Below are 26,267 nucleotides of genomic sequence, written 5' to 3' on the forward strand. Positions count from 1 at the left end.
TACAGCTCACCGTCGCGAGGTGGCGTATATTACGCTTTCCTCTTTCAGAGTCAACCCTGAAGTTCAGGATTTTTTCTCTTCAACCGACCGGGTTAACTGTGAAGTGATTCACATCCGCCGTGTCGATGGAGGCGCATTATAGGGATCCCAATTTTTAGCACAAGTACTTTTTGGATCTTTTTTTCCAACTGTCGATTTTCCGCGCTTTTCGCTGAAATCCCACCCAATATGCTTAAATATTGACGCTTTTTGCCTTGCCTCGATCCATTAATATGATCAAGTCTTCTATATAGTGCTCATCGTTCGAGGTAGATATGTCCGCAGTATTACGTCCTTATAAAGATCTTCTCCCCCAAAAAGGCGATCGCGTGATGATCGATGCCAGCAGCGTGGTCATCGGCGATGTTCGAATGGCCGATGACGTCAGTATCTGGCCGCTCGTCGCCATTCGGGGGGATGTAAACCATGTGGCCATTGGTGCACGCACCAATATTCAGGACGGTAGCGTTCTGCACGTAACCCACAAATCCTCCTATAACCCCGAGGGCAATCCACTCAGCATTGGAGAAGATGTCACCGTCGGCCATAAAGTGATGCTTCACGGCTGCACTATTGGTAATCGGGTTCTTGTTGGCATGGGGTCGATTTTGCTGGATGGCGTCATTGTAGAAGATGACGTGATGATTGGCGCAGGCAGCCTTGTTCCCCAGAACAAAAGACTGGAGAGCGGCTATCTCTATTTGGGAAGCCCGGTAAAACAGATCCGCCCCCTGAAGGAGGCAGAGATCGAAGGATTAAAATACTCAGCGAATAACTACGTTAAATGGAAGAATGACTATCTGAGTCAGGATACCCAGACCCACCCCTGATCGTCTTCCTGCTGATCGCGGATTAAATCGCTGGCTTCCTCTTCAAGATCCCAGCGATTTTCACAAAACACCTCTAACGGGTCTGAACCACCAAAGCGACGCAACAGCGTTTCCCCACGAATGGCACAGGTAAGTTGCATTCCATGCACCAGCACCGGGAAACAGACCGCCTGTTTACTCTCGTCCCAGCTTTCCCTGTCCGGAAAATGAATTGCCTGATTCACGCCCTGAGCTCCCTTTTCAGCTTTTCAATGACCGGTTCGACCGAAGGCAATACACCGTGCCAGAGCAGCACCGCGTGTGCCGCCTGTCCCACCAGCATTCCCAGCCCATCGGCTACGTGTTTTCCGCCGTGCTGTTCACACCAGCTCAAAAAAGGTGTCTTCCCTTTCTGATAGAACATGTCGTAGAAGTAAATATGGGCACTTACCAGCGAAGCAGGGATCGCCGGCACGTCACCACCGATACCGCTGGAGGTGGCGTTGATGATCAGATCAAACTCACGATCGGCAAGTTCATCCAGGGCGACCGCGCTCACGCTGCCGGTATGTGCGAACAACGTAGCCAGCGCTTCTGCCCGCGAGAAGGTCCTGTTTGTAATGGTCACCGCGCAATCCAGTGACAGCAGAGGCAGCAATACTCCCCGCGACGCTCCACCCGCACCAATCAGCAGAACCCTGAAACCAGGCTTAATAAACGAGAGCCTTTCCAGATCGCTCAGTAACCCAATTCCGTCAGTGTTGTCTCCCAGCAGGCGTCCATCTTCAAGCCGTTTTAAGGTATTCACTGCACCCGCAAGGGAAGCACGCTCGGTGAGTTCATCCGCACGTTCGAAGGCTTCCTCTTTAAACGGTACCGTTACATTCGCACCTTTGCCGCCCGCGTTGAAGAAACCCTCCAGCGCAGGAATAAATGCATCAACAGGTGCCAGCACGCGGCCATAGGGATGATTTATTTGCAGTTGCTCGGCAAACAGTTGATGGATTAACGGTGACTTGCTGTGCGCTATCGGATTACCAAAAACAGCATAGGTTTCCATTGGATTACCCCTGGCGAAAACGTTCGCCAGTCAAGGCGTCGCGGATTTCAGACGGATTGAGGCGCCCTCCCGTCTCACCGACGGCAACCGGGAAATCATTCCCAAACTGCGCCCTTACTTCGTCGGTTGTGCGGCAAGGTGGCTGCCCGGTCAGATTCGCGCTGGTTGAGACCAGTGGTTTTCCAAAGGCCAGGCAAAGATCGACCACCAGCGGATGGTCCGTCACGCGCACGGCGAGGGAATCAAAGCGCCCGGTCAACCAGCGCGGCGTTGTCGGCTTCGCCGGGAAAACAAAGGTCACGGGGCCGGGCCATGCTGAGAAAATAGTCTCCCGCTGCTCCGGCGTTAGCATGGAATCATCGATATAAGGCTTAAGCTGCTCATAGTTAGCAGCGATTAAAATAAGCCCTTTTTCGACTGGCCTCTGTTTAAGTGTGAGCAGTCGGCCAACGGCCGTTTCGCTGTCAGGATCGCAACCGACCCCAAAAACAGCTTCAGTTGGATAGGCGATGACTTCTTCATTTTTCAGGACATCCACCGCATGAGCAATAGAGCCTGATGGCAGGTTATTCTTCACTGTTTTGATCCGCCGGAACCGGCTTTCCACATTGTTTACTGGCGCAGAAGCGTTTCAAACCTTGCGCCGTTTTTTTCTCTATAAGTAGCGGATAATTGCAATGAGAGCAGACACCCGCTACCGGTTTGAAATTGATAACAAACTGACATTCAGGATAGCGATCGCAGGAATGAAAGGTCTTACCAAAACGAGAACGGCGCTGCACGAGCTGTCCACGCTGGCATTGAGGACAGGCAATAGCCGTTTCATCAGGTTTATCAATTTGTTCTGTATGTTCACATTCAGGATAGTGGCTACAGCCAATAAACATGCCGAAACGGCCCTGACGTAGCGCTAACTCGCCGCCGCAAAGAGGGCAAAGCTGTCCCTCCAGAATTTTGACGATATGTCCATCCGCCTGGCTTTTCAGGGGACGGACATAATCACATTCCGGATAGTGGGAACAACCGAGAAACGGGCCGTGTTTCCCGGACCGAATAACAAGTTCAGCCCCGCACTGCGGGCAGGGCTCATTTTTATGCACCGTGAATAGTGCTGATTTGGCCATAACAACTCTTGGTGCTGCACATTGAATTAATGCAGCATACCTTCATTCACTTCAAAGAGTAATTCTTCCATTTGCTGATAGGCATTTTCACAGCCTGGAATATTAAACAGAACCATCAGGATGACCCACTTGAGGTCTTCCAGTTCGAAGTCTGCCGTATCCAGCGCCATAACGCGCTCTATCACCATCTCTCTCGTTTCGAGGTTTAGCACCTGAATCTGCTCAAGGAATAAAATGAATCCCCGGCAGCTCGCGTCCAGCCTTTCACACTCTTCAGCTGTGTAGATGCGCACAGACAATGGGTCAGAAGCTAACTGCATCGGTTCGGCGAGGCCTTCCTGATAATCAGCCAGTTTTTCCAGCCACATCAACGCATTATAGATATCTTCCCGCTCAAACCCCGCATCGGTAAGATCCTGTGTCAATTTGTCCTGATCCACTCGCATTTCTGCTTCGTTATGGATGTAAGTCTCAAACAAATACATCAGTACGTCGAACATGGCTTGCCCTCCTTAATCGGACATAGCCGCCGGGTACAGCTGCGATCCATCCTGCTAACTCCAGTTCGAGTAGCTGTGCTACCGTAACTGGCACAGGTTGGCCGGCACGTTCAGCGACAACGTCAACAGGTGTTACCTCATCTCCTACGTTAGCCAGGAGCTTGGGAAATGGCAATGCCACCTTTCCCTGATCTGATGAATAATGTCGCTTTTCGGGATCTTCCTGCAGCCATTGCAATCCATATTGCAAATTTTCAAGAATGTCCCTGACTTCCGTTACCGGTGTTGCACCCTGCTTTATCAGCCAGTGCGGCCCTTCGCATCCCGGGTTACCAATTGGGCCGGGTAAGGCAAACACGTCTCGCCCCTGCTCAAGCGCGCACCGTGCGGTAACAAGCGAACCGCTGCGTACCGCTGCTTCAACCACGAACACCCCCTGACTTAGCCCGCTGATAATTCGATTACGCCGGGGAAAGTGTCCCGGCCGGGGCTGCGCTGATAGCGGAAACTCAGACACTATCGCGCCACCAGAATCGATAAGCCGCGCAGCCAGCGCCTGATGCCGACGAGGATAAATACTAAAGAGACCGTTACCCAGCACCGCAACGCTACGCCCTTTTGCCGATAGCGCAGCGTTGTGGGCGACACCGTCAATACCGCAGGCCAGCCCGCTGGTGATCGTTAAACCACTTTGAGAAAGCTGTTCACAGAGAATTTTTCCCCATCGCTCGCCGTACCATGACGGCGCACGGCTGCCAACAACCGCCAGTTGAACTGCATTCAGTACATTAGGGTTGCCTTTAACAAAGACTGCGCCTGGATAATCCGGGATCGTCCGGAGTAAGGGGGGATAAAGGGGGTGATCCGCCGTGATCAGATAGTTACCCGGCAGCTCAAGCCATAGCAGGCTACTTTCCAGCTCACTTTCTCTGAGCGCAAAGAACCGTGCAGCCTGTTTGACAGACAGACCGGCGTCTCTGACAACAGGACCATCAATGGTTGTCTGGTTGTGCAATCGTGCTGCCGCTTCCAGCATCACATCGCCATAAAGAGAACCGGTGTGTATTAACCGTAGCCATAACTCAGTCGACGTCATCCTTTCCCCTGCCATAAGCGGCCTCCGCAATCATTGCGATTGGTCACTGATGCTGTCAATCGATGGGGGTTTTGTCTAGAATAGGAGATAATATTCTTATCAACTCCTGAACACGACTCTGGAAATTTATGGCAGTTTTGCAAGTGTTACATATTCCGGACGAGCGCCTTCGCATCGTCGCTGAACCGGTAAAAGAAGTGAATGCAGAAATTCAGCGTATCGTTGATGATATGTTCGATACCATGTACGCCGAAGAAGGTATTGGTCTTGCGGCCACTCAGGTCGACATTCACAAGCGTATCATCGTGATCGACGTATCTGAAAATCGCGATGGCCGCCTGGTGTTAATCAATCCTGAGCTGCTCGAGAAGAGTGGCGAAACAGGTATTGAGGAAGGTTGTCTGTCTATTCCGGAACAGCGTGCTTTAGTGCCGCGTGCCGAGAAAGTGAAAATTCGCGCCCTGGATCGTGACGGCAATCCGTTCGAACTGGAAGCTGACGACCTGCTGGCGATCTGTATTCAGCATGAGATGGATCATCTGGTCGGTAAACTGTTTATCGATTACCTCTCGCCGCTGAAGCAGCAACGAATTCGTCAGAAAGTAGAGAAACTGGATCGTTTGCGTTCTCGCGCATAACGTCCCTCCGGATACAAGGATCATCGTGTCTAAATCACTACGTATTATCTTCGCGGGAACCCCTGATTTTGCAGCGCGTCATCTTGACGCGCTGTTATCTTCTGGCCACCAGGTTGTTGGCGTATTTACCCAACCGGATCGCCCGGCTGGCCGTGGTAAAAAACTGATGCCAGGTCCTGTTAAGGTGCTGGCAGAAGAGCATGGGTTACCTGTTTTCCAGCCAGCATCCTTGCGCCCTCAGGAAAACCAGCAGCTTGTCGCTGACCTGAATGCCGATGTAATGGTGGTGGTGGCTTACGGTTTAATTCTGCCAAAAGCTGTGCTTGATATGCCTCGCCTGGGTTGCATTAACGTGCATGGTTCTCTGCTTCCACGCTGGCGCGGGGCAGCACCTATTCAGCGCTCTTTATGGGCGGGTGATGCTGAAACAGGCGTCACAATCATGAAGATGGATGTAGGTTTAGACACCGGTGACATGCTTTATAAACTGGCCTGCCCTATTACGGCCGAGGATACCAGTGCCACCCTGTATGACAAGCTGGCAGAGCTTGGCCCGCAAGGGCTGATTGAAACCCTCCAGCAGATTGCGAATAATACGGCGAAACCTGAAGTTCAGGATGAAGCGCTGGTCACTTACGCTGAAAAACTGAGTAAAGAAGAAGCCCGGATTGACTGGTCTCTGTCAGCGGCTCAACTTGAACGCTGCATTCGCGCCTTTAATCCATGGCCGATGAGCTGGATGGTTATCGACGAGCAGCCGGTGAAAGTCTGGAAAGCCTCCCTTATTGACGGTCACACAACGGCTGAGCCCGGTACGATTATCGACGCCAGCAAGAACGGTATTCAGGTAGCTACCGCACAAGGGATCCTGAATCTGGAATCGCTACAACCTGCGGGTAAGAAGGCGATGAGCGCACAGGATTTGTTAAATTCTCGTCGCGGATGGTTTATCCCGGGCAATCGCCTTGCCTGACCTCATTTAATTTTAGCGCCCGGTGTTTCCGGGCATTTTTATTTTTACGGTTATGAAAAAACAAAATTTACGCAGTATGGCGGCTCAGGCCGTTGAGCAGGTTGTCGAGCAGGGCCAGTCATTGAGCAATATCCTGCCAGCTTTGCAGCAAAAAGTGTCCGACAAAGACAAAGCCCTGCTTCAGGAGCTCTGTTTTGGCGTCCTGCGCACGCTTTCTCAGCTTGAGTGGCTGGTTAATAAGCTGATGTCACGTCCAATGACCGGCAAGCAGCGCACCGTGCATTATTTGATTATGGTTGGCTTCTATCAGCTTCTTCACACGCGTATCCCGCCTCATGCCGCACTGGCTGAGACAGTGGAAGGTGCCGTTGTGATTAAACGTCCTATGCTGAAAGGGTTGATTAATGGCGTTCTGCGCCAGTTCCAGCGACAGCAGGAAGAACTTCTGGCTGAGTTCAGGCAAAGTGAAGCACGTTATCTGCATCCTGACTGGCTCCTGAATCGCCTTAAAAAAGCCTGGCAAGAGCAGTGGCAGGCAATTGCCGACGCGAATAATCAGCGTCCGCCGATGTGGTTACGCGTCAACCGTAATCACCATACGCGCGACGCCTGGCTGGCTTTACTGGAAGAGGCTGGAATGAGCGGCTTCACACATGAAGCATATCCTGACGCTGTACGTTTAGCCTCTCCAGCTCCGGTACATGCTTTACCCGGTTTTGATGAAGGCTGGGTGACCGTACAAGATGCTTCCGCGCAGGGCTGCATGGCCTGGCTGGAACCTAAAAACGGCGAGCACATCCTCGATCTCTGCGCCGCACCAGGCGGCAAGACGACGCATATTCTGGAAGTGGCCCCTCAGGCAAACGTCATGGCCGTGGATATCGATGAGCAGCGTCTTTCACGCGTCTATGACAACCTTAAGCGCCTGGGAATGAAAGCGCAGGTTAAGCAAGGCGATGGCCGCAAACCCGCAGAATGGTGTGGTGAAACGCAATTCGATCGCATCTTGCTGGATGCGCCATGCTCGGCAACCGGCGTTATTCGTCGCCACCCGGATATTAAGTGGTTACGTCGCGATCGCGATATCAAGGAACTGACTCAACTGCAATCCGACATTCTTGATGCCATTTGGCCACACCTGAAGCCAGGAGGCACACTGGTCTATGCGACCTGTTCGGTCCTTCCGGAAGAAAACAGCCAGCAGATTGCAGCCTTCCTTAAACGTACCCCGGATGCAGTGCTACACGACACGGGCACGCCTGAACGCCCAGGCCTGCAGAATCTGCCGGCCGCTGAAGAAGGTGATGGCTTCTTTTACGCTAAGCTAATCAAAGAGTGATGTTGAGAACAGGTCACGAGATATGAAGATAATCATTCTGGGCGCCGGACAGGTTGGTGGGACGCTGGCTGAAAACCTTGTTGGCGAAAATAATGACATCACGATTGTCGATACCAATGGCGATCGGCTGCGTGTTTTACAGGACAAATTTGACCTTCGCGTCGTGCAAGGTCATGGCTCGCACCCGCGTGTCCTGCGTGAAGCGGGCGCCGACGATGCTGACATGCTGGTTGCGGTGACCAGTTCTGACGAAACCAACATGGTGGCATGTCAGGTGGCCTATTCGCTGTTCAACACGCCGAACCGGATCGCGCGCATCCGCTCCCCGGACTATGTCCGGGATGCAGAGAAGCTGTTTAATTCCGAAGCGGTCCCTATCGACCATCTTATCGCTCCAGAACAGCTGGTTATCGACAATATCTACCGCCTGATCGAATATCCTGGTGCGCTGCAGGTGGTGAACTTCGCCGAAGGTAAAGTGAGCCTGGCGGTCGTTAAGGCCTATTACGGCGGCCCATTGATCGGTAATGCGCTCTCCACCATGCGTGAGCATATGCCGCATATTGATACCCGCGTTGCAGCCATTTTCCGCCATGACAGGCCAATTCGCCCACAGGGTTCAACCATAGTCGAGGCAGGTGATGAAGTCTTCTTCATCGCGGCATCTCAGCATATTCGCGCGGTAATGAGCGAACTGCAGCGTCTCGAAAAACCGTATAAACGCATTATGCTCGTTGGCGGTGGTAATATCGGCGCGGGACTGGCGCACCGGCTGGAAAAAGACTACAGCGTGAAGTTGATCGAGCGCGATCAACAGCGCGCGGCTGAGCTGGCTGAAAAGCTGCAAAACACCATCGTGTTTTATGGCGATGCCTCTGATCAAGAGCTGCTGGCAGAAGAGCATATTGATCAAGTTGATCTGTTTATTGCTGTCACTAACGACGACGAGGCGAACATTATGTCCGCCATGCTCGCCAAACGTATGGGGGCAAAAAAGGTCATGGTGCTTATTCAACGCCGCGCCTATGTTGACCTGGTGCAGGGAAGCGTTATTGATATCGCGATATCACCGCAGCAAGCAACCATTTCTGCCCTGCTGAGCCATGTTCGTAAAGCGGATATTGTTGGCGTATCCTCCCTTCGCCGCGGTGTGGCTGAAGCCATTGAGGCCGTTGCTCATGGTGATGAAACCACATCACGCGTTGTGGGCCGCGCTATCGATGAAATTAAACTGCCACCGGGAACAATTATTGGTGCCGTGGTGCGTGGAAACGACGTGATGATTGCGAATGATAATTTACGTATCGAGCAAGGCGACCACGTCATTATGTTCCTTACCGATAAAAAATTTATTACCGACGTCGAACGTTTATTCCAGCCAAGTCCATTCTTCCTGTAATCAATCAGGTGCTTATAAAAGGGCACCTGATTATTAACCCTCTTATTCCCATGCCTTTTATTTTTCATAACGATTAATTATCCCCAATGGAAATTAACTAATCATTTGTTAAACTTATAATCGTCAGTTGGCTCAAGGAGAAGAAAATGAGTTTAGTTAAAGAATTTCGCGAATTTGCGATGCGCGGGAATGTGGTGGATCTGGCAGTGGGTGTCATTATCGGTGCAGCGTTCGGTAAGATCGTTTCATCATTGGTAGCCGACATTATTATGCCTCCCCTCGGACTGTTAATCGGGGGCATTGATTTTAAACAGTTTGCCGTGACGCTTCGGGATGCACAGGGTGATGTCCCTGCCGTTGTTATGCATTATGGCGTTTTCATTCAGAACATATTTGATTTCGTGATCGTGGCGTTCGCCATTTTTATGGCTATCAAGCTTATCAATAAGCTTAACCGTAAAAAGGCTGAAGAACCGGCTGCGCCGCCTGCTCCGACAAAAGAAGAAGTGTTATTGACTGAAATTCGCGATCTGTTGAAAGAGCAAAATAACCGCTCTTAATCAGACGTTGAAAAAAGGAAGGCCAGTGGTAAAAAAGCGATTCGCTTGCTTGCCACTGGCCTCCCAGTTACCCCGTTTTGCATGTTTCCCTTTTCGTAAATAACTCCCTTTTCCTTTTTTATTCTTCTCAATACGCTGCCTGAAAAGCGGGTCGTGGAGCAGTGCCTCAATGGCATTGTCCTGAATTTGCCCTTTCGTATGCTGATAGCGGCTCATAATTTCTCCTGAGCATGGTGTATGTCGACGGGAGTCTAGTCCCGGATGAAGTAAAAATCAACAGCCCTGGGTTCCACTGGCCCCCTGTTCAAGGGCTTCAAGAATTGAACAATAAATACTGCTATGAGCTGTACCGCAGCAGGCGTCATTCAACCGTTGCAGAGAACGCTGCATGCTCTGCAGTTCCTGTATACGCGCTTCAACTTCATCAAGCCTTGCCTGTACGATGCTCTTCGACTCCTGGCAAGTATGGTGTTCAGGATCGATGCGGATCGAAAGTAACTCGCGGATCGAGTCCAGCGTGAAACCAAGCTGGCGAGCGTAGCGGATAAACCGTAAGCGCTGCAGGTCATGATCGGTATAGAGTCGAAATCCACCTTCAGTACGAACCTCGTGATCAATCATCTGCTGCTTTTCGTAATAGCGGATAGTGTCCGGCGTTACGTTAGCAAGCCTGGCAAGTTCACCGATACGGTACATGGTTATTCCTCATTTATTTTCTGCATTAGCCTGTCACTGAACTCACCGTGCAAAAAGTCTGTGCTCATTCCAGCCTGACGCATTTTGAGTTCGATGAGAGCCAGTCGACGGCTAATTTCACGGTGGCTGGGATCATCCTTGCGAATCCCTTTCAGCAGGTCAGCCAGTTGCATGGCCTCTTTACGCTGCTCCAGTTCCGGTGGTAAACAACCGGCATTTTTGAGTAAGCGATATCCAGCCCGTAATTCAGGGGCAACATGCGAATCATCATCAAGCACTAACGGCTCGCCGCGTCCCGCAAGGTTATCAAATTCGCCTTTTCGCTGAGCATCGCTGATATGGCGTTCTGCCCACTGGTCGAGCAACCACATGAATAACTCCAGAAGATGAACAGAAAAGATACAGATATTGTAGAGAAGTGGGGATTCAGCGGATATAAAAAAACCCGCCGAAGCGGGTTTTTTTACGTTACTACAGATTACTCTGCAGCAGCTTCTGCTTTAGATTCTGAACGATCAACCAGCTCGATGTAAGCCATCGGAGCGTTGTCGCCTGCACGGAAGCCACACTTCAGAATACGAGTGTAACCACCGGCACGGCTCGCGAAACGCGGACCCAGTTCGTTAAACAGTTTTGCCACGATCTCGTTATCACGAGTACGGGCGAATGCCAGACGACGATTTGCAACGCTGTCAGTCTTGGCAAGAGTAATCAGCGGCTCAACTACGCGACGCAGCTCTTTCGCTTTAGGCAGGGTCGTCTTGATGATTTCATGACGAACCAGTGAACCTGCCATGTTGCGGAACATAGCCTGGCGATGGCTGCTGTTGCGGTTCAGTTGACGACCACTCTTACGATGGCGCATGACCTTATCCTTCTCAGTAAAACCTTAACCTGTGATCCGGTTACTCGTCAGCAATGCTTGCTGGTGGCCAGTTTTCCAGGCGCATGCCCAGAGACAGACCACGTGAAGCCAGCACGTCTTTAATCTCGGTAAGAGATTTTTTACCCAGGTTCGGCGTTTTCAGCAACTCAACCTCGGTACGCTGTACCAGATCACCGATATAGTGGATAGCTTCTGCCTTGAGGCAGTTAGCAGAGCGGACAGTCAATTCGAGATCGTCAACAGGGCGCAGCAGGATCGGATCGAATTCTGGTTTCTCTTCTTTCACTTCCGGCTGACGAACATCACGTAAGTCAACGAAAGCTTCCAGTTGTTCTGCCAGGATGGTTGCCGCACGACGAATCGCCTCTTCAGGATCGATTGTGCCGTTGGTTTCCATTTCGATGACCAGCTTGTCCAGGTCGGTACGCTGTTCTACACGCGCTGCTTCAACATTGTAGGCAATACGCTCTACAGGGCTGTAGCATGCGTCGACCAGCAGACGGCCGATTGGGCGCTCATCTTCTTCCGAATGAATTCGGGCAGAAGCCGGCACATAACCACGACCGCGCTGAACTTTGATACGCATGCTAATCGCTGCGTTCTCATCGGTCAGGTGGCAGATCACGTGCTGCGGCTTGACGATTTCAACATCACCGTCGTGGGTGATGTCGGCTGCAGTCACAGGGCCAATGCCAGATTTATTCAGAGTAAGAATAACTTCATCTTTACCCTGAACTCTCACCGCCAGCCCTTTCAGGTTGAGCAGGATTTCAAGGATATCTTCCTGAACGCCTTCTTTGGTGCTGTACTCATGAAGTACACCATCAATCTCAACCTCGGTCACCGCGCAACCCGGCATCGATGAGAGCAGAATACGGCGCAGTGCGTTACCCAGAGTATGGCCAAAGCCACGCTCTAAAGGCTCAAGGGTCACCTTGGCGTGCGTCGAACTCACTTGCTCGATATCTACCAGGCGCGGTTTTAGAAACTCTGTCACAGAACCCTGCATTGTGTCCTCTCTTTGGTACTAAGCTTTACTTGGAGTAAAGCTCGACGATCAGGTGTTCGTTAATGTCCGCAGACAGATCAGAACGTTCTGGCTGACGCTTGAACGTACCTTCCATCTTGCCAGCATCAACTTCCAGCCAGGTTGGCTTTTCACGCTGCTCAGCCAGCTCCAGAGCGGCTTTCACGCGAGATTGCTTTTTCGCTTTCTCACGAATGCTAACAACGTCATTCGCTTTAACCTGATAAGAAGCGATGTTAACAACACGACCGTTTACCATGATTGCTTTATGGCTAACCAACTGGCGTGATTCAGCACGAGTCGCGCCGAAGCCCATACGGTAAACAACGTTGTCCAGACGACCTTCCAGCAGAGCCAGCAGGTTTTCACCTGTGTTGCCTTTCAGACGTGCTGCTTCTTTATAGTAGTTACGGAACTGACGCTCCAGCACACCGTACATACGGCGAACTTTTTGCTTTTCACGCAACTGCACACCATAGTCAGACAGACGCGGTTTACGCGCACCGTGCTGGCCAGGAGCTTGTTCAATTTTACACTTGGTATCGATCGCGCGAACGCCAGACTTAAGGAATAAGTCGGTGCCCTCACGACGGCTCAGCTTGAGCTTAGGACCCAAATATCTTGCCATTTTCTATCTCCAACTAACCTAAAAAACGAGCGTTATACGCGACGTTTTTTCGGCGGACGACAACCGTTATGAGGGATCGGAGTCACATCAGTAATATTCGTGATGCGGAAACCAGCGGCGTTCAGAGCGCGAACAGTAGATTCACGACCCGGACCCGGACCTTTAACCATAACTTCCAGATTCTTGATGCCGTATTCTTTTACGGCTTCTGCGCAACGCTCTGCTGCAACCTGAGCTGCAAACGGAGTGGATTTGCGAGAACCACGGAAACCGGAACCACCGGCTGTTGCCCAACCCAAAGCGTTACCCTGACGATCAGTAATAGTAACGATGGTGTTGTTGAAAGAAGCATGGATATGAGCCACGCCGTCAGAGACTTGTTTTCTTACACGTTTACGTGCACGAACTGGTGCCTTTGCCATTATTCAATCACCCCGATTATTTCTTGATCGGTTTGCGCGGACCCTTACGGGTACGTGCGTTGGTCTTAGTACGCTGACCGCGCACTGGCAGACCACGACGATGACGCAAACCGCGATAGCAACCAAGATCCATCAGGCGCTTGATGCTCATGCTGATTTCACGGCGCAGATCACCTTCAACGACAAATTTGGCAACTTCGTCACGCAGCGTGTCGATTTGTTCTTCAGACAGCTCACTGATCTTAACATCTTCAGCGATACCCGCTGCAGCCAGAATGGCTTTGGAACGGGTCTTGCCGACGCCATAGATCGAAGTTAATGCGATCACAGCATGTTTCTGATCAGGAATGTTAATGCCTGCTATACGGGCCACTATGCACTCCTACTATTTAATATGTACGCACCATGCTGAAAAGCCCGTTTTCAGGATACTCAAATGGAAACGTACAGACATACAAAAGATTGGCTGGCTAATCTAGCCAGCTCAACCCAACTTTGCAAGAAAAATATGCGAAATAATCAGCCTTGGCGCTGTTTATGCTTCGGCTCGGCACTGCAAATCACACGGATGACACCATCACGCTTAACGATTTTGCAGTTACGGCATAATTTCTTGACGGAAGCACGAACTTTCATTTTTACTCTCCGTAACTTCTCAGGCGACCATTTAGCGGCCGTAGCCTTTCAGGTTCGCCTTCTTCAATGCAGACTCATACTGACTGGACATCATCAGAGTTTGCACTTGAGCCATAAAGTCCATAATCACGACAACAACGATAAGCAGTGAGGTCCCACCGAAGTAGAACGGTACCTTCATTGCATCACGCATGAACTCCGGGATCAGGCAGATAAAAGTAATATAAAGCGCACCAACCAAAGTCAGGCGAGTCATTACTTTATCGATATACTTCGCCGTTTGCTCTCCCGGACGAATTCCTGGTACAAATGCACCGGACTTCTTCAGGTTATCTGCTGTTTCACGCGGGTTGAAAACCAACGCCGTGTAGAAGAAACAGAAGAAGATGATCGCAGACGCATAGAGTAACACATAAAGTGGTTGCCCAGGCTGCAAATACAGCGAAATTGTTGTCAGCCAGTTCCAACCAGTACCGCCCCCGAACCATGACGCGATGGTTGCCGGGAACAGAATAATACTGGAAGCGAAGATAGCCGGGATAACCCCCGCCATGTTCACTTTCAGCGGTAAATGTGTGCTCTGTGCAGCATAGACACGACGACCTTGTTGACGCTTAGCGTAGTTCACCACAATGCGGCGTTGACCACGTTCAACGAAGACAACAAAGAACGTCACTGCAAATACTAATACTGCAACCAACAGCAACAGGAGGAAGTGCAGGTCGCCTTGACGCGCTTGCTCGATAGTGTGGGCAATGGCTGGCGGGAGACCCGCAACAATACCAGCGAAGATAATGATTGAGATACCGTTACCGATACCACGCTCAGTAATCTGTTCGCCGAGCCACATCAGGAACATTGTTCCTGTGACCAGACTTACAACAGCGGTGAAATAGAATGCAAAGCCTGGGTTTAATACCAGGCCCTGCATACCAGGCATATTCGGCAGACCGGTAGCAATACCGATCGACTGGAATATTGCCAGCACCAGAGTGCCGTAACGGGTGTACTGGCTTATCTTACGACGTCCAGACTCCCCTTCTTTCTTCAGTTCTGCCAGGGCCGGATGAACGACCGTCAGCAGCTGGATAATAATCGATGCCGAAATATACGGCATGATACCCAGAGCGAAGATAGAAGCACGGCTGAGAGCACCACCAGAGAACATGTTAAACATTTCAATGATGGTGCCTCGCTGTTGCTCAAGCAGTTTGGCAAGTACAGCGGCATCGATACCAGGGATCGGAATAAAAGAGCCAACACGGAACACAATCAGCGCGCCGATAACAAACAGCAGTCTGCGTTTCAGCTCGCCAAATCCACCTTTGGCACTTTGAAAATCTAATCCCGGTTGCTTAGCCATCTGCTACTTATTCCTCAATTTTACCGCCAGCGGCTTCGATAGCAGCACGAGCACCTTTAGTAACACGCAGGCCACGAACAGTTACCGGAGTAGAAACTTCACCAGCCAGGATCACTTTCGCGAACTCGATCTGGATACCGATAATGTTTGCCGCTTTCAGCGTGTTCAGGTCTACAACGCCGCCTTCAACTTTCGCCAGGTCAGACAGACGGATTTCCGCTGTAATCGCTGCTTTGCGAGAAGTGAAGCCGAACTTCGGCAGACGACGGTACAGTGGCATCTGGCCACCCTCGAAACCGCGACGTACGCCACCGCCAGAACGAGAGTTCTGACCTTTGTGACCACGACCACCGGTTTTGCCGAGGCCAGAACCGATACCACGACCCAGGCGTTTACCCGCCTTTTTAGAGCCTTCGGCCGGAGACAGAGTATTTAAACGCATCTCTTACTCCTCAACTTTAACCATGAAGTAAACCGCGTTGACCATACCACGAACAGCGGGAGTATCCTCGCGCTCAACGGTATGACCAATACGACGCAGACCCAGGCCAAGCAGCGTTGCCTTGTGTTTCGGCAGACGACCGATTGCACTGCGGGTTTGAGTGATTTTAATAGTCTTTGCCATGGTCAATTACCCCAGAATTTCTTCAACGGATTTACCACGCTTGGCAGCGACCATTTCTGGAGAATTCATATTTTCCAGGCCATCAATAGTTGCACGAACCACGTTAATCGGGTTGGTGGAACCGTATGCTTTAGCCAGAACGTTATGAACCCCAGCAACTTCCAGAACGGCGCGCATTGCACCACCGGCGATGATACCGGTACCTTCTGAAGCTGGCTGCATGAATACACGAGAACCCGTGTGAACACCTTTAACTGGGTGCTGCAGGGTACCGTTGTTCAGCGCGACGTTAATCATATTGCGACGGGCTTTTTCCATCGCTTTCTGGATCGCTGCTGGAACTTCACGCGCTTTACCGTAACCAAAACCAACGCGACCGTTACCATCGCCAACTACAGTCAGAGCTGTGAAGGAGAAAATACGACCACCTTTAACGGTTTTAGATACGCGGTTAACCGCGATCAGCTTTTCCTGCAGTTCGCCAGCCTGTTTTTCGATGTGAGCCATCTTACACCTCTACCTTAGAACTGAAGGCCAGCTTCACGGGCAGCATCTGCCAGTGCCTGGACACGACCATGATATTGGAACCCGGAACGGTCAAAGGAAACATTGCTGATGCCTTTTTCCAGAGCGCGTTCTGCAACAGCTTTACCTACAGCTGCAGCGGCGTCTTTGTTACCGGTGTACTTCAATTGCTCTGCAATAGCTTTTTCTACAGTAGAAGCAGCTACCAGAACTTCAGAACCGTTTGGTGCAATGACCTGTGCGTAAATATGACGCGGGGTACGATGTACCACCAGGCGAGTTGCACCCAGCTCTTTGAGCTTGCGGCGTGCGCGGGTCGCACGACGGATACGAGCAGATTTCTTATCCATAGTGTTACCTTACTTCTTCTTAGCCTCTTTGGTACGCACGACTTCGTCGGCGTAACGAACACCCTTGCCTTTATAAGGCTCAGGACGACGGTAGGCGCGCAGATCTGCTGCAACCTGACCGATCAGCTGTTTATCAGCGCCTTTCAGCACGATTTCAGTCTGGGTCGGACATTCTGCAGTGATACCGGCCGGCAGCGGATGCTCAACAGGGTGTGAGAAGCCCAGAGACAGGCCTACTGCATTCCCTTTGATAGCTGCACGATAACCTACACCAACCAGTTGAAGCTTTTTAGTGAAGCCTTCGGTAACACCAACAACCATTGAGTTCAGCAGGGCACGCGCGGTACCAGCCTGAGCCCATCCATCCACGAAACCATCACGTGGACCGAAGGTCAGAGCATTATCTGCATGTTTAACTTCAACAGCTTTGTTGAGGGTACGAGTCAGCTCGCCGTTTTTACCTTTGATCGTAATAACCTGACCGTCGATTTTTACATCAACGCCGGCAGGAATAACGACCGGTGCTTTAGCAACACGAGACATTCTTTCCTCCGATTAGGCTACGTAGCAGATAATTTCGCCACCAAGACCAGCCTGGCGCGCTGCACGATCAGTCATAACACCTTTAGAGGTAGAAACAACTGCGATACCAAGACCAGCCATAACTTTAGGCAGCTCATCTTTTTTCTTATAGATGCGCAGACCTGGGCGGCTGACACGCTGAATGCTTTCTACAACAGCTTTACCCTGGAAATACTTGAGAGTAAGTTCCAGTTCCGGCTTGGTGTCGCCTTCAACTTTAAAATCTTCGATAAAACCTTCTTCCTTCAGCACGTTGGCAATTGCCACTTTCAGCTTGGCGGAAGGCATGGTGACCGCAACTTTGTTCGCGGCCTGACCGTTACGGATACGGGTCAGCATATCCGCGATCGGATCTTGCATGCTCATCTGTCTTTACTCCCGTGATTCAATTGGTAATTACCAGCTAGCCTTTTTCAAGCCTGGTACTTCACCGCGCATGGCGGCTTCACGCAGTTTGATACGGCTCAACCCAAACTTGCCCACATAACCATGTGGACGACCTGTTTGACGACAGCGGTTACGCTGACGAGACGGGCTGGAATCACGCGGCAGAGACTGCAGCTTGAGAACCGCATTCCAACGATCTTCGTCGGAAGCGTTCACATCAGAAATGATCGCTTTCAGTTCAGCGCGTTTAGCGAAGAATTTATCAGCTAAAGCTACGCGTTTTACTTCGCGTGCTTTCATTGATTGCTTAGCCATTCAGTAACCCTACCTTACTTGCGGAACGGGAAGTCAAAGGCAGCCAGCAGAGCACGGCCTTCTTCATCAGATTTCGCAGTAGTGGTAATGGTAATATCCAAACCACGCACGCGGTCGACTTTATCGTAGTCGATCTCTGGGAAGATGATCTGCTCACGGACACCCATGCTGTAGTTACCACGACCGTCGAAAGACTTAGCGGACAAGCCACGGAAGTCACGGATACGTGGTACAGCAATAGTGATCAGGCGCTCAAAGAACTCCCACATGCGTTCGCCACGCAGAGTTACTTTACAGCCGATCGGATAGCCCTGACGGATTTTGAAGCCTGCAACAGATTTGCGTGCTTTGGTGATCAGCGGTTTTTGACCGGAGATTGCTGTCAGGTCAGCTGCTGCGTTATCCAGCAGTTTCTTGTCAGCGATCGCTTCACCAACACCCATGTTCAGGGTGATCTTCTCGACCCGAGGGACTTGCATGACAGAATTGTAGTTAAACTCAGTCATGAGTTTGTTAACTACTTCGTCTTTGTAGTAATCATGCAGTTTCGCCATCGTACTACTCCAAATTACTTGATAGTTTCGCTGTTAGACTTGAAGAAACGGACTTTTTTCCCGTCTTCGAATCTAAAGCCTACACGGTCAGCCTTGCCGGTTGCCGCATTGAAGATTGCAACGTTAGAAACCTGAATAGCAGCTTCTTTTTCAACGATGCCGCCTGGTTGGTTCAGGGCCGGAACCGGCTTCTGATGTTTCTTAACCAGGTTGATACCTTCAACAATGACCTTGCCGGAAGACAGGACATTTTTTACTTTACCGCGTTTACCTTTATCTTTACCGGTTAACACGATAACTTCGTCATCACGACGGATTTTCGCTGCCATGATTCGCTCCTTAGAGTACTTCTGGTGCCAGAGAGATAATTTTCATGAACTTTTCAGTACGAAGTTCACGAGTTACCGGCCCAAAGATACGCGTGCCGATTGGCTGCTCACTGTTATTGTTCAAAATAACGCATGCATTACCATCGAAGCGAATGACAGAACCGTCAGGGCGACGAACACCCTTCTTGGTGCGCACCACTACCGCTTTCAGCACATCACCTTTTTTGACCTTACCACGTGGAATTGCTTCTTTGATGGTGATCTTGATGATGTCGCCTACGCCTGCGTAGCGACGGTGCGAGCCACCCAGAACCTTGATACACATTACGCGACGTGCACCGGAGTTGTCGGCGACGTTCAGCATAGTCTGTTCTTGGATCATTTTAGTGCTCCGCTAATGTCAACTACTACCTGAGACTCTAAAATCAGAGCCGTTAAAAAGCCCCATATCGAGGGCGCGGCATTATAACACCGCTTCTACAATATGGGTAGAAAAAATAAACGGCTCATCGCTGAGCCGTTTATTCGTATTGAGAATGCGTACTCTATTACAGAACCGCTTTCTCTACAACGCGAACCAGCGTCCAGGACTTAGTCTTGGACAGTGGACGGCATTCACGGATTTCAACCTTGTCGCCGATACCACATTCGTTGTTCTCGTCATGTACGTGCAGTTTGGTCGTACGTTTGATGAATTTACCGTAGATCGGGTGTTTCACAATACGTTCGATAGCTACAACGATGGATTTCTCCATTTTGTCGCTAACAACACGACCTTGCAGAGTACGGATTTTATCGGTCATTACGCACCCGCCTTCTGAGTCAGTAAAGTCTTAACGCGCGCAACATTGCGACGCACTTGCTTCAGCAGGTGAGTCTGTTGCAGCTGGCCACTTGCAGCCTGCATACGCAGGTTGAACTGCTCACGCAGCAGGTTCAGCAGCTCAGCGTTCAGCTCTTCAACGCTTTTTTCACGCAGCTCTTTTGCTTTCATTACATCACCGTCTTAGTTACAAAGGTGGTTTTGATAGGCAGTTTCGCTGCTGCCAGGCCGAAGGCTTCACGGGCCAGCTCTTCCGGAACGCCGTCCATTTCATAAAGGACTTTGCCCGGTTGGATCAAGGCAACCCAGTACTCCACGTTACCTTTACCTTTACCCATACGAACTTCCAGCGGCTTCTCGGTGATCGGTTTGTCCGGGAATACACGGATCCAGATCTTACCTTGACGCTTAACTGCACGGGTCATTGCACGACGTGCTGCTTCGATCTGACGTGCAGTCAGACGACCACGGCCAACAGCTTTCAGACCGAAAGTGCCGAAGCTAACATCCGTACCCTGCGCCAGACCACGGTTGCGGCCTTTGTGCACTTTACGGAATTTTGTACGCTTTGGTTGTAACATCAGCGACGCTCCTTATTTACGGCCTTTACGCTGCTGCTTTTTAGGTTGAGCAGCCGGTTTTTCCGGTTGTTCAACAGCAGCCATACCACCCAGGATCTCACCTTTGAAGATCCATACCTTAACGCCGATTACACCGTAAGTGGTGTGCGCTTCAGAGGTGTTGTAGTCGATGTCAGCACGCAGAGTGTGCAGCGGTACGCGACCTTCGCGGTACCATTCGGTACGTGCGATTTCCGCGCCGCCCAGACGGCCGCTAACTTCAACTTTGATACCCTTAGCGCCCAGACGCATTGCGTTCTGTACAGCACGCTTCATAGCACGACGGAACATAACACGACGTTCCAGCTGTGAAGTGATGCTATCAGCAACCAATTTAGCGTCCAGTTCAGGCTTACGAACTTCAGCGATATTGATCTGTGCAGGAACGCCAGCGATATCCGCTACGACCTTGCGCAGTTTTTCTACGTCTTCGCCTTTCTTACCGATAACGATGCCAGGACGAGCAGTGTGAATGGTTACACGAATGCTCTTAGCTGGACGCTCGATAACGATACGAGATACAGACGCTTTAGCCAGTTCCTTAGTCAGGTACTGACGTACTTTAAAATCGCTGTCCAGGTTGTCAGCGAATTCTTTGGTGTTCGCAAACCAGGTAGAGTTCCATGGTTTTACAATACCCAGGCGAATACCATTAGGATGTACTTTCTGACCCATTGCTAGTCTCCAGAGTCTCAGCGATCGGACACAACCACAGTAATGTGGCTGGTGCGCTTCAGGATGCGATCTGCACGACCTTTCGCACGCGGCATAATGCGCTTCATGCTTGGGCCTTCATCTACGAAAATTTTCGCGACTTTCAGATCGTCGATGTCAGCGCCATCGTTGTGTTCAGCGTTAGCAATGGCAGATTCCAGTACTTTCTTGACCAATACCGCAGCTTTCTTGTTGGTATAGGTCAGGATGTCCAGGGCCTGCGACACTTTCTTACCGCGAATCAGGTCAGCAACAAGGCGAACCTTCTGAGCAGAAGAACGAGCATGGCGATGTTGAGCTAAAGTTTCCATCTCTTCCTCCTACCTTATTTCTTCTTCGCTTTTTTATCAGCAGCGTGGCCGCGATAAGTACGAGTCGGTGCGAATTCACCCAGTTTGTGACCAACCATTTCGTCGGTAACAAAGACTGGAACGTGCTGACGACCATTATGGACAGCGATGGTCAAACCGATCATGTTAGGAAAGATCGTTGAACGACGGGACCAAGTGCGCAGGGGCTTCTTGTCTCCGCTTTCCACCGCTTTCTCTACCTTCTTCAGCAAGTGCAGGTCAATAAAAGGACCTTTCTTGAGAGAACGTGGCATGGCTTATCCTCTAAAATTATTTGCTACGGCGACGTACGATAAATTTATCAGTACGCTTGTTGCTGCGGGTCTTCTTACCTTTGGTCTGAACGCCCCACGGAGTTACCGGGTGCTTACCAAAGTTACGACCTTCACCACCACCATGTGGGTGGTCTACTGGGTTCATCGCAGTACCGCGAACGGTAGGACGAACACCACGCCAGCGTGCAGCACCAGCTTTACCCAGAACGCGCAGCATATGCTCAGCATTGCCAACTTCGCCCAGAGTAGCGCGGCAATCTGCTTCGACTTTACGCATTTCACCAGAACGCAGACGCAGGGTGACATAAGCACCGTCACGAGCAACGATCTGAACGTAAGTACCCGCGGAACGCGCCAGCTGACCGCCTTTACCTGGTTTCATTTCTACGTTATGAACGGTAGAACCAACCGGGATATTGCGCATCGGCAGGGTGTTGCCTGCTTTGATTGCAGCATCAACGCCAGACTGAATCTGGTCGCCAGCTTTCAGGCCTTTAGGGGCCAGGATGTAACGGCGTTCACCGTCTTTGTACAGAACCAGCGCGATGTTCGCGGAACGGTTCGGATCGTACTCAAGACGTTCAACAACTGCTGGGATACCGTCTTTGTTGCGTTTGAAGTCAACAATACGATAAGCCTGCTTGTGGCCACCACCGATGTGACGAGTGGTGATACGGCCATTGTTGTTACGACCACCGGATTTGCTGTTTTTTTCCAGCAACGGAGCAAAAGGTTTGCCCTTGTGCAGCTCAGGGTTAACCACTTTAACTACGTGGCGACGACCCGGAGATGTCGGTTTACATTTAACAACTGCCATTGTATTACTCCTCCGACTTACTCAGCGCCGCCAACGAAGTCCAGGTTCTGGCCTTCTTTAAGGGTGACGTAAGCTTTTTTCCAGTCGCTACGACGACCGATACGCTGTCCGTGACGTTTAACTTTCCCTTTAACAACCAGGGTGTTAACGACTTCGACTTCGACTTCAAACAGTTTCTGCACAGCAGCTTTGATCTCTGCTTTGGTCGCGTCTTTAGCAACTTTGAGAACGATGGTGTTTGTTTTTTCCATCGCAGTAGACGCTTTTTCAGAAACGTGCGGTGCGCGAAGCACCTTCAGCAGACGTTCTTCACGAATCATGCCAGCATCTCCTCAACTTGCTTAACAGCATCAGCAGTCATTACGACTTTGTCGAAGGCGATCAGGCTAACCGGGTCGATACCAGTCGCATCGCGTACGTCAACCTTGTGCAGGTTACGTGCGGCCAGGAACAGGTTCTCGTCCAGCTCACCGGTGATGATCAGCACATCTTCCAGAGCCATGTCTTTCAGTTTCTGTGCCAGCAGCTTAGTTTTAGGCGCTTCTACAGAGAACTTCTCGACAACGATCAGACGATCCTGACGTACCAGTTCGGACAGAATGCTTTTCAGCGCGCCGCGGTACATCTTTTTGTTAACTTTTTGACTGTGGTCCTGTGGACGCGCAGCGAAGGTCACGCCACCTGAACGCCAGATCGGGCTCTTGATAGAACCTGAACGCGCACGGCCGGTACCTTTCTGGCGCCATGGCTTTTTGCCAGAACCAGTTACTTCAGCACGAGTCTTCTGAGCACGAGTACCCTGACGAGCACCAGCTGCATAAGCAACAACAACCTGGTGAACCAGCGCTTCGTTGAAATCACGACCGAAGGTAGTTTCGGAAACAGTCAGCGCGCTCTGCGCGTCTTTCAATACTAATTCCATTGCTATCCCCTTACGCCTTCACAGCTGGTTTAACGATCAGGTCGCTACCGGTAGCACCCGGAACAGCACCCTTAACCAGCAGCAGGTTGCGCTCAGCGTCAACACGTACTACGTCCAGGCTCTGAACGGTTACACGTTCGTTACCCAGCTGACCTGCCATTTTCTTGCCTTTGAACACTTTGCCCGGAGTCTGGTTCTGACCGATAGAACCCGGAACGCGGTGAGACAAGGAGTTACCGTGAGTAGCGTCCTGGGTACGGAAGTTCCAGCGCTTAACGGTACCAGCAAAACCTTTACCTTTAGAGGTACCGGTTACGTCAACTTTTTTAACGTCAGCAAACAGCTCAACGCTAATGTCTTGACCTACGGTGAACTCTTCGCCTTCAGCAAGACGGAATTCCCACAGACCACGGCCAGCTTCAACGCCAGCTTTAGCGAAGTGACCCGCTTCTGGTTTGGTTACACGGTTAGCTTTTTTAGCACCGGTGGTAACCTGAACAGCGCGGTAGCCATCGTTAGCCAGATCTTTAACCTGAGTAACGCGGTTTGCTTCAACTTCGATTACGGTTACTGGGATAGAAACGCCATCTTCAGTGAAGATGCGGGTCATTCCCACTTTTTTACCGACTAAACCAATCATTGTTTCAACCTCTCAATCGCTCGATGACCTGATTAACCCAGGCTGATCTGCACGTCTACACCGGCAGCCAGATCCAGACGCATCAGAGCATCAACGGTTTTCTCAGTTGGCTCAACGATGTCAACCAGACGCTTGTGAGTGCGGATTTCGTACTGATCACGCGCATCTTTGTTAACGTGCGGAGAGATCAGAACGGTAAAGCGCTCTTTGCGGGTCGGCAGCGGGATCGGACCACGGACTTGCGCACCAGTGCGCTTAGCAGTCTCGACGATTTCCGCGGTTGATTGATCGATCAGACGATGATCAAACGCTTTAAGGCGGATACGGATTCTTTGGTTCTGCATGAGACCAGAGCTCCAATTATTTTATAAACGAAAATGATTACTCCTCAAACCCATTACGATTGATGGGAGAGTGTAACCGTTCTTACGTAGCTCCCCGATTGGGAGCATTGTTGAGTAACAAAATTAGCTACTCCGGTTCAGATTGAACCCGCCGTCAACTACGACAAGCCCGCGCATTATACGTAAATCTGAGCAAGACGCAAGTGCCGTTTAGAAATTAAGCGCCAAAGACATGCGATGCGTAGGGCATTCCATTATTTGCAGCAACCTGTCTGCTTTCATCTCTTCTTATGAACCCCTCACGCAATTCCTGTGTACGGACGTTGCTGGCCTTGCATCATGAGAAGAGTATGCACCAAACATCTTTGAGGCTTTGCGTATGCTGATTCCCCTCCCCTTTCTGCTCGTTTACTTCGCACTCTCCGGTTTACTGGTACGTGAAGATATTCGTGCCGGCCTTCTCCCGGATAAATACCTCTGTCCCCTCTTATGGACCGGCCTGCTCTTCCAGCTTTGCCTTCATCCTGACTTTCTTTCGAACGCAGTGGCTGGCGCGATGGCAGGGTATGTGAGCTTTGCGATTATCTACTGGGGCTACCGGCTTCTGACTGGACGTGAAGGGATGGGCTATGGCGATGTGAAATATCTTTCGGCACTGGGGGCGTGGCACGGTTGGCACATATTGCCCGCACTGGTGTCAACCGCCGCATTGTTGGCGCTTCTTTACCAGCTGATTCTCGCTTTACCGGCTCCTGATAAACAGGCATTAAAAAACCCACTGCCTTTTGGGCCATTTCTGGCGGCAGCGGGTTTAAGCGTTGGCTGGCAGACGCTGTTTAGTCAGCCACTTTAATCTGGGATTGAAGATAATTCTGCAAACCAATTTTACTGATGAGATCCAGCTCAGTTTCAAGCCAGTCAATGTGCCCTTCTTCATCGGCCAGAATCTGGATCATCATATCGCGGCTGACGTAGTCATGAACACTGTCCGCATAGGCAATGGCTTCGCGGAGATCTTTTGCGCCTTCAAGCTCCAGCCTGAGGTCGGACCGTAGCATCTCTTCAACATCTTCACCGATGCCGAGTTTGCCGAGATCCTGCAGGTTAGGAATGCCTTCAAGGAATAAAATACGCTCGATGTATTTATCGGCATGTTTCATCTCATCGATGGATTCGTGGTATTCAACATCGTTGAGGCGCATCAGGCCCCAGTTTTTGAACATTCTCGCATGGAGAAAATACTGATTGATCGCGACAAGCTCATTTCCCAATAATTTATTGAGATAACTTATGATTTTAACATCACCTTTCATTATATAGTCCCTCCGCTTCCACTCATTGAAGCGTAGATCGGGCTACAGGGATGTCAAAAAAAAGATGGGCGCTTACGCAATCTCTTTGTATTCCGGGATCTGCATCAATTCGTCCTGCATGATCTCACGTGCAGCACGTACACATTTACCGCATTGATTTCCCACTGGAACAAATTTGCGAAGCTGCTGGAAGGACTGTGGCTGAAACTGGCGAACGGCCTGACGTATTTTTTTGTCGCTTACACCATTACATAAACAAACGTACATAAAGACTCCCGTTCAAAATATGCGCAAAGTGTAAGTGAGAATGGTTATGATTACAATAGCACAAACACCCGTATACGGGGCGGGAGAGGACGAAAAATGCGAAAATTTGTGACAGACACATAACGGCAGAAAACAAAAAAGGACGCCGAAGCGTCCTTTTTTAATTCAGGGATAAGTAATTAGCCCAGAACTTTAGCAACAACGCCCGCGCCAACGGTACGGCCGCCTTCACGGATTGCGAAACGCAGACCGTCGTCCATCGCGATTGGGTGGATCAGCGTCACAACCATCTTGATGTTGTCGCCTGGCATTACCATCTC

The 26,267-nt window shown here is 50.7% G+C and carries 46 protein-coding genes and 1 pseudogene; 7 read left to right on the plus strand and 40 right to left on the minus strand.

The window, feature by feature from the left end; all coding sequences use genetic code 11:
- Positions 1 to 314: 314 nt before the first annotated feature.
- Positions 315 to 869 (plus strand): gamma carbonic anhydrase family protein, encoded by a 555-nt coding sequence (locus tag BJ887_RS01535; RefSeq protein ID WP_073397841.1) that lies wholly within the window; start codon positions 315 to 317, stop codon positions 867 to 869.
- Here the strand turns inward: BJ887_RS01535 and BJ887_RS01540 are convergent.
- From BJ887_RS01540 to dprA, 6 genes are read right to left on the minus strand one after another with little or no spacing between them, the layout of a single operon-like run.
- On the minus strand, positions 845 to 1,093 hold the full coding sequence (locus BJ887_RS01540) for a DUF1488 domain-containing protein (RefSeq protein ID WP_014171883.1): 249 nt from the start codon (positions 1,091 to 1,093) through the stop codon (positions 845 to 847). The two genes, BJ887_RS01535 and BJ887_RS01540, sit on opposite strands and share 25 nt — an antisense overlap.
- Positions 1,090 to 1,908 (minus strand): shikimate dehydrogenase, encoded by an 819-nt coding sequence (gene aroE / locus BJ887_RS01545; protein WP_020882979.1) that lies wholly within the window; start codon positions 1,906 to 1,908, stop codon positions 1,090 to 1,092. Before aroE ends, BJ887_RS01540 begins: the two co-directional genes overlap by 4 nt.
- A 4-nt stretch (positions 1,909 to 1,912) precedes the next feature.
- Positions 1,913 to 2,485 (minus strand): L-threonylcarbamoyladenylate synthase type 1 TsaC, encoded by a 573-nt coding sequence (tsaC, locus tag BJ887_RS01550; RefSeq protein ID WP_121339107.1) that lies wholly within the window; start codon positions 2,483 to 2,485, stop codon positions 1,913 to 1,915.
- Positions 2,475 to 3,032, minus strand: a complete 558-nt coding sequence (locus BJ887_RS01555; protein WP_014171886.1) for a type I DNA topoisomerase — start codon at positions 3,030 to 3,032, stop codon at positions 2,475 to 2,477. Before BJ887_RS01555 ends, tsaC begins: the two co-directional genes overlap by 11 nt.
- A 26-nt stretch (positions 3,033 to 3,058) precedes the next feature.
- Complete coding sequence (smg, locus tag BJ887_RS01560; protein ID WP_014171887.1) at positions 3,059 to 3,532, minus strand: DUF494 family protein Smg; 474 nt, start codon at positions 3,530 to 3,532, stop codon at positions 3,059 to 3,061.
- Complete coding sequence (dprA, locus tag BJ887_RS01565; protein ID WP_063157245.1) at positions 3,504 to 4,628, minus strand: DNA-protecting protein DprA; 1,125 nt, start codon at positions 4,626 to 4,628, stop codon at positions 3,504 to 3,506. The genes smg and dprA overlap by 29 nt, the downstream gene beginning before the upstream one ends.
- A gap of 128 nt (positions 4,629 to 4,756) precedes the next feature.
- Between dprA and def the strand changes: the two genes are divergently transcribed.
- The 5 genes from def to mscL all read left to right on the plus strand — a co-directional run bounded on the left by def (position 4,757) and on the right by mscL (position 9,537).
- Positions 4,757 to 5,266, plus strand: a complete 510-nt coding sequence (gene def, locus BJ887_RS01570) for a peptide deformylase (RefSeq protein ID WP_008503479.1) — start codon at positions 4,757 to 4,759, stop codon at positions 5,264 to 5,266.
- A 25-nt stretch (positions 5,267 to 5,291) separates the two neighbouring features.
- On the plus strand, positions 5,292 to 6,239 hold the full coding sequence (gene fmt, locus BJ887_RS01575) for a methionyl-tRNA formyltransferase (protein ID WP_121339109.1): 948 nt from the start codon (positions 5,292 to 5,294) through the stop codon (positions 6,237 to 6,239).
- Positions 6,240 to 6,291: 52 nt separating this feature from the next.
- Complete coding sequence (gene rsmB / locus BJ887_RS01580) at positions 6,292 to 7,578, plus strand: 16S rRNA (cytosine(967)-C(5))-methyltransferase RsmB (RefSeq protein WP_121339111.1); 1,287 nt, start codon at positions 6,292 to 6,294, stop codon at positions 7,576 to 7,578.
- 22 nt (positions 7,579 to 7,600) lie between these two features.
- Positions 7,601 to 8,977 (plus strand): Trk system potassium transporter TrkA, encoded by a 1,377-nt coding sequence (gene trkA / locus BJ887_RS01585; protein ID WP_014171891.1) that lies wholly within the window; start codon positions 7,601 to 7,603, stop codon positions 8,975 to 8,977.
- 146 nt (positions 8,978 to 9,123) lie between these two features.
- Entirely contained in the window at positions 9,124 to 9,537 is a 414-nt protein-coding gene (gene mscL / locus BJ887_RS01590) for a large-conductance mechanosensitive channel protein MscL (RefSeq protein ID WP_014171892.1), read from the plus strand.
- Here mscL and BJ887_RS01595 read toward each other — a convergent pair whose 3' ends face one another.
- The 31 genes from BJ887_RS01595 to rpsJ all read right to left on the minus strand — a co-directional run bounded on the left by BJ887_RS01595 (position 9,538) and on the right by rpsJ (position 24,367).
- The gene (locus BJ887_RS01595) at positions 9,538 to 9,753 is read right to left on the minus strand and encodes an alternative ribosome-rescue factor A (protein WP_014171893.1); all 216 of its coding nucleotides are present in this window, start codon (positions 9,751 to 9,753) and stop codon (positions 9,538 to 9,540) included. It abuts the gene before it with no gap.
- Positions 9,754 to 9,810: 57 nt separating this feature from the next.
- Positions 9,811 to 10,233, minus strand: a complete 423-nt coding sequence (gene zntR, locus BJ887_RS01600; protein WP_121339113.1) for a Zn(2+)-responsive transcriptional regulator — start codon at positions 10,231 to 10,233, stop codon at positions 9,811 to 9,813.
- Positions 10,234 to 10,235: 2 nt separating this feature from the next.
- Positions 10,236 to 10,604, minus strand: coding sequence for a DUF1992 domain-containing protein (locus BJ887_RS01605; RefSeq protein WP_121339115.1), 369 nt, complete (start codon positions 10,602 to 10,604; stop codon positions 10,236 to 10,238).
- A gap of 107 nt (positions 10,605 to 10,711) precedes the next feature.
- A complete protein-coding gene (gene rplQ, locus BJ887_RS01610) occupies positions 10,712 to 11,098 on the minus strand; it encodes a 50S ribosomal protein L17 (protein ID WP_001216372.1) in 387 nt (128 codons plus the stop codon).
- 40 nt (positions 11,099 to 11,138) lie between these two features.
- A complete protein-coding gene (locus tag BJ887_RS01615) occupies positions 11,139 to 12,128 on the minus strand; it encodes a DNA-directed RNA polymerase subunit alpha (protein WP_002919219.1) in 990 nt (329 codons plus the stop codon).
- A 25-nt stretch (positions 12,129 to 12,153) separates the two neighbouring features.
- A complete protein-coding gene (rpsD, locus tag BJ887_RS01620; protein ID WP_004868345.1) occupies positions 12,154 to 12,774 on the minus strand; it encodes a 30S ribosomal protein S4 in 621 nt (206 codons plus the stop codon).
- Between the two features lie 32 nt (positions 12,775 to 12,806).
- Positions 12,807 to 13,196: a 30S ribosomal protein S11 gene (rpsK, locus tag BJ887_RS01625; protein WP_003863312.1), complete on the minus strand. Its 390-nt coding sequence runs from the start codon at positions 13,194 to 13,196 to the stop codon at positions 12,807 to 12,809.
- Between the two features lie 16 nt (positions 13,197 to 13,212).
- Complete coding sequence (gene rpsM / locus BJ887_RS01630) at positions 13,213 to 13,569, minus strand: 30S ribosomal protein S13 (protein ID WP_003863308.1); 357 nt, start codon at positions 13,567 to 13,569, stop codon at positions 13,213 to 13,215.
- A gap of 146 nt (positions 13,570 to 13,715) precedes the next feature.
- Positions 13,716 to 13,832, minus strand: coding sequence for a 50S ribosomal protein L36 (rpmJ, locus tag BJ887_RS01635; RefSeq protein ID WP_000868187.1), 117 nt, complete (start codon positions 13,830 to 13,832; stop codon positions 13,716 to 13,718).
- A 31-nt stretch (positions 13,833 to 13,863) separates the two neighbouring features.
- Positions 13,864 to 15,195: a preprotein translocase subunit SecY gene (gene secY, locus BJ887_RS01640; protein ID WP_014171896.1), complete on the minus strand. Its 1,332-nt coding sequence runs from the start codon at positions 15,193 to 15,195 to the stop codon at positions 13,864 to 13,866.
- Positions 15,196 to 15,202: 7 nt separating this feature from the next.
- Positions 15,203 to 15,637, minus strand: coding sequence for a 50S ribosomal protein L15 (gene rplO / locus BJ887_RS01645; RefSeq protein ID WP_003863304.1), 435 nt, complete (start codon positions 15,635 to 15,637; stop codon positions 15,203 to 15,205).
- 3 nt (positions 15,638 to 15,640) lie between these two features.
- A complete protein-coding gene (gene rpmD / locus BJ887_RS01650; protein WP_003863301.1) occupies positions 15,641 to 15,820 on the minus strand; it encodes a 50S ribosomal protein L30 in 180 nt (59 codons plus the stop codon).
- Between the two features lie 6 nt (positions 15,821 to 15,826).
- Positions 15,827 to 16,327 carry a 30S ribosomal protein S5 gene (rpsE, locus tag BJ887_RS01655; protein WP_003863299.1) on the minus strand — a complete coding sequence of 167 codons (501 nt, stop codon included), beginning with the start codon at positions 16,325 to 16,327 and terminating at the stop codon, positions 15,827 to 15,829.
- Between the two features lie 14 nt (positions 16,328 to 16,341).
- A complete protein-coding gene (gene rplR, locus BJ887_RS01660) occupies positions 16,342 to 16,695 on the minus strand; it encodes a 50S ribosomal protein L18 (RefSeq protein WP_013099023.1) in 354 nt (117 codons plus the stop codon).
- Positions 16,696 to 16,704: 9 nt separating this feature from the next.
- On the minus strand, positions 16,705 to 17,238 hold the full coding sequence (gene rplF / locus BJ887_RS01665; RefSeq protein WP_003863296.1) for a 50S ribosomal protein L6: 534 nt from the start codon (positions 17,236 to 17,238) through the stop codon (positions 16,705 to 16,707).
- Positions 17,239 to 17,250: 12 nt separating this feature from the next.
- Positions 17,251 to 17,643, minus strand: coding sequence for a 30S ribosomal protein S8 (gene rpsH / locus BJ887_RS01670; protein ID WP_006178918.1), 393 nt, complete (start codon positions 17,641 to 17,643; stop codon positions 17,251 to 17,253).
- A gap of 30 nt (positions 17,644 to 17,673) precedes the next feature.
- Positions 17,674 to 17,979 carry a 30S ribosomal protein S14 gene (gene rpsN, locus BJ887_RS01675; protein WP_003863291.1) on the minus strand — a complete coding sequence of 102 codons (306 nt, stop codon included), beginning with the start codon at positions 17,977 to 17,979 and terminating at the stop codon, positions 17,674 to 17,676.
- Positions 17,980 to 17,993: 14 nt separating this feature from the next.
- The gene (rplE, locus tag BJ887_RS01680) at positions 17,994 to 18,533 is read right to left on the minus strand and encodes a 50S ribosomal protein L5 (protein WP_001096206.1); all 540 of its coding nucleotides are present in this window, start codon (positions 18,531 to 18,533) and stop codon (positions 17,994 to 17,996) included.
- 14 nt (positions 18,534 to 18,547) lie between these two features.
- A complete protein-coding gene (rplX, locus tag BJ887_RS01685) occupies positions 18,548 to 18,862 on the minus strand; it encodes a 50S ribosomal protein L24 (RefSeq protein ID WP_000729185.1) in 315 nt (104 codons plus the stop codon).
- Between the two features lie 10 nt (positions 18,863 to 18,872).
- Positions 18,873 to 19,244 carry a 50S ribosomal protein L14 gene (gene rplN / locus BJ887_RS01690; RefSeq protein ID WP_002919748.1) on the minus strand — a complete coding sequence of 124 codons (372 nt, stop codon included), beginning with the start codon at positions 19,242 to 19,244 and terminating at the stop codon, positions 18,873 to 18,875.
- 166 nt (positions 19,245 to 19,410) lie between these two features.
- Entirely contained in the window at positions 19,411 to 19,665 is a 255-nt protein-coding gene (gene rpsQ / locus BJ887_RS01695) for a 30S ribosomal protein S17 (RefSeq protein WP_008503489.1), read from the minus strand.
- Entirely contained in the window at positions 19,665 to 19,856 is a 192-nt protein-coding gene (rpmC, locus tag BJ887_RS01700) for a 50S ribosomal protein L29 (RefSeq protein ID WP_003863282.1), read from the minus strand. The genes rpsQ and rpmC overlap by 1 nt, the downstream gene beginning before the upstream one ends.
- Complete coding sequence (gene rplP, locus BJ887_RS01705) at positions 19,856 to 20,266, minus strand: 50S ribosomal protein L16 (protein ID WP_002919759.1); 411 nt, start codon at positions 20,264 to 20,266, stop codon at positions 19,856 to 19,858. Before rplP ends, rpmC begins: the two co-directional genes overlap by 1 nt.
- Before the next feature lie 12 nt (positions 20,267 to 20,278).
- Positions 20,279 to 20,980: a 30S ribosomal protein S3 gene (gene rpsC, locus BJ887_RS01710; protein WP_000529945.1), complete on the minus strand. Its 702-nt coding sequence runs from the start codon at positions 20,978 to 20,980 to the stop codon at positions 20,279 to 20,281.
- 17 nt (positions 20,981 to 20,997) lie between these two features.
- On the minus strand, positions 20,998 to 21,330 hold the full coding sequence (gene rplV, locus BJ887_RS01715; RefSeq protein ID WP_002919773.1) for a 50S ribosomal protein L22: 333 nt from the start codon (positions 21,328 to 21,330) through the stop codon (positions 20,998 to 21,000).
- 14 nt (positions 21,331 to 21,344) lie between these two features.
- Positions 21,345 to 21,623, minus strand: coding sequence for a 30S ribosomal protein S19 (rpsS, locus tag BJ887_RS01720; protein WP_001138117.1), 279 nt, complete (start codon positions 21,621 to 21,623; stop codon positions 21,345 to 21,347).
- Positions 21,624 to 21,639: 16 nt separating this feature from the next.
- A complete protein-coding gene (gene rplB / locus BJ887_RS01725; RefSeq protein ID WP_000301859.1) occupies positions 21,640 to 22,461 on the minus strand; it encodes a 50S ribosomal protein L2 in 822 nt (273 codons plus the stop codon).
- A gap of 17 nt (positions 22,462 to 22,478) precedes the next feature.
- Positions 22,479 to 22,781 (minus strand): 50S ribosomal protein L23, encoded by a 303-nt coding sequence (gene rplW, locus BJ887_RS01730; RefSeq protein WP_000617546.1) that lies wholly within the window; start codon positions 22,779 to 22,781, stop codon positions 22,479 to 22,481.
- Entirely contained in the window at positions 22,778 to 23,383 is a 606-nt protein-coding gene (gene rplD, locus BJ887_RS01735) for a 50S ribosomal protein L4 (protein WP_000424395.1), read from the minus strand. The genes rplW and rplD overlap by 4 nt, the downstream gene beginning before the upstream one ends.
- A 10-nt stretch (positions 23,384 to 23,393) precedes the next feature.
- Entirely contained in the window at positions 23,394 to 24,023 is a 630-nt protein-coding gene (gene rplC / locus BJ887_RS01740; protein WP_006178923.1) for a 50S ribosomal protein L3, read from the minus strand.
- A 32-nt stretch (positions 24,024 to 24,055) separates the two neighbouring features.
- On the minus strand, positions 24,056 to 24,367 hold the full coding sequence (gene rpsJ / locus BJ887_RS01745; RefSeq protein WP_001181005.1) for a 30S ribosomal protein S10: 312 nt from the start codon (positions 24,365 to 24,367) through the stop codon (positions 24,056 to 24,058).
- A 379-nt stretch (positions 24,368 to 24,746) separates the two neighbouring features.
- On the opposite strand from rpsJ, the gene BJ887_RS01750 reads away from it, so the two are divergent.
- Positions 24,747 to 25,220, plus strand: a complete 474-nt coding sequence (locus BJ887_RS01750) for an A24 family peptidase (RefSeq protein WP_121339117.1) — start codon at positions 24,747 to 24,749, stop codon at positions 25,218 to 25,220.
- Here BJ887_RS01750 and bfr read toward each other — a convergent pair.
- The 3 genes and pseudogenes from bfr to tuf form a co-directional block, all read right to left on the minus strand.
- A complete protein-coding gene (bfr, locus tag BJ887_RS01755) occupies positions 25,204 to 25,680 on the minus strand; it encodes a bacterioferritin (RefSeq protein ID WP_014171902.1) in 477 nt (158 codons plus the stop codon). The genes BJ887_RS01750 and bfr overlap by 17 nt on opposite strands.
- A gap of 72 nt (positions 25,681 to 25,752) precedes the next feature.
- Positions 25,753 to 25,947: a bacterioferritin-associated ferredoxin gene (bfd, locus tag BJ887_RS01760; protein ID WP_008503493.1), complete on the minus strand. Its 195-nt coding sequence runs from the start codon at positions 25,945 to 25,947 to the stop codon at positions 25,753 to 25,755.
- Between the two features lie 179 nt (positions 25,948 to 26,126).
- Positions 26,127 to 26,267: pseudogene (gene tuf / locus BJ887_RS01765) on the minus strand (elongation factor Tu); the annotation flags it as partial.

Source organism: Enterobacter sp. WPR_3_1, from assembly GCF_003635055.1.
Lineage (GTDB): Bacteria > Pseudomonadota > Gammaproteobacteria > Enterobacterales > Enterobacteriaceae > Enterobacter > Enterobacter ludwigii.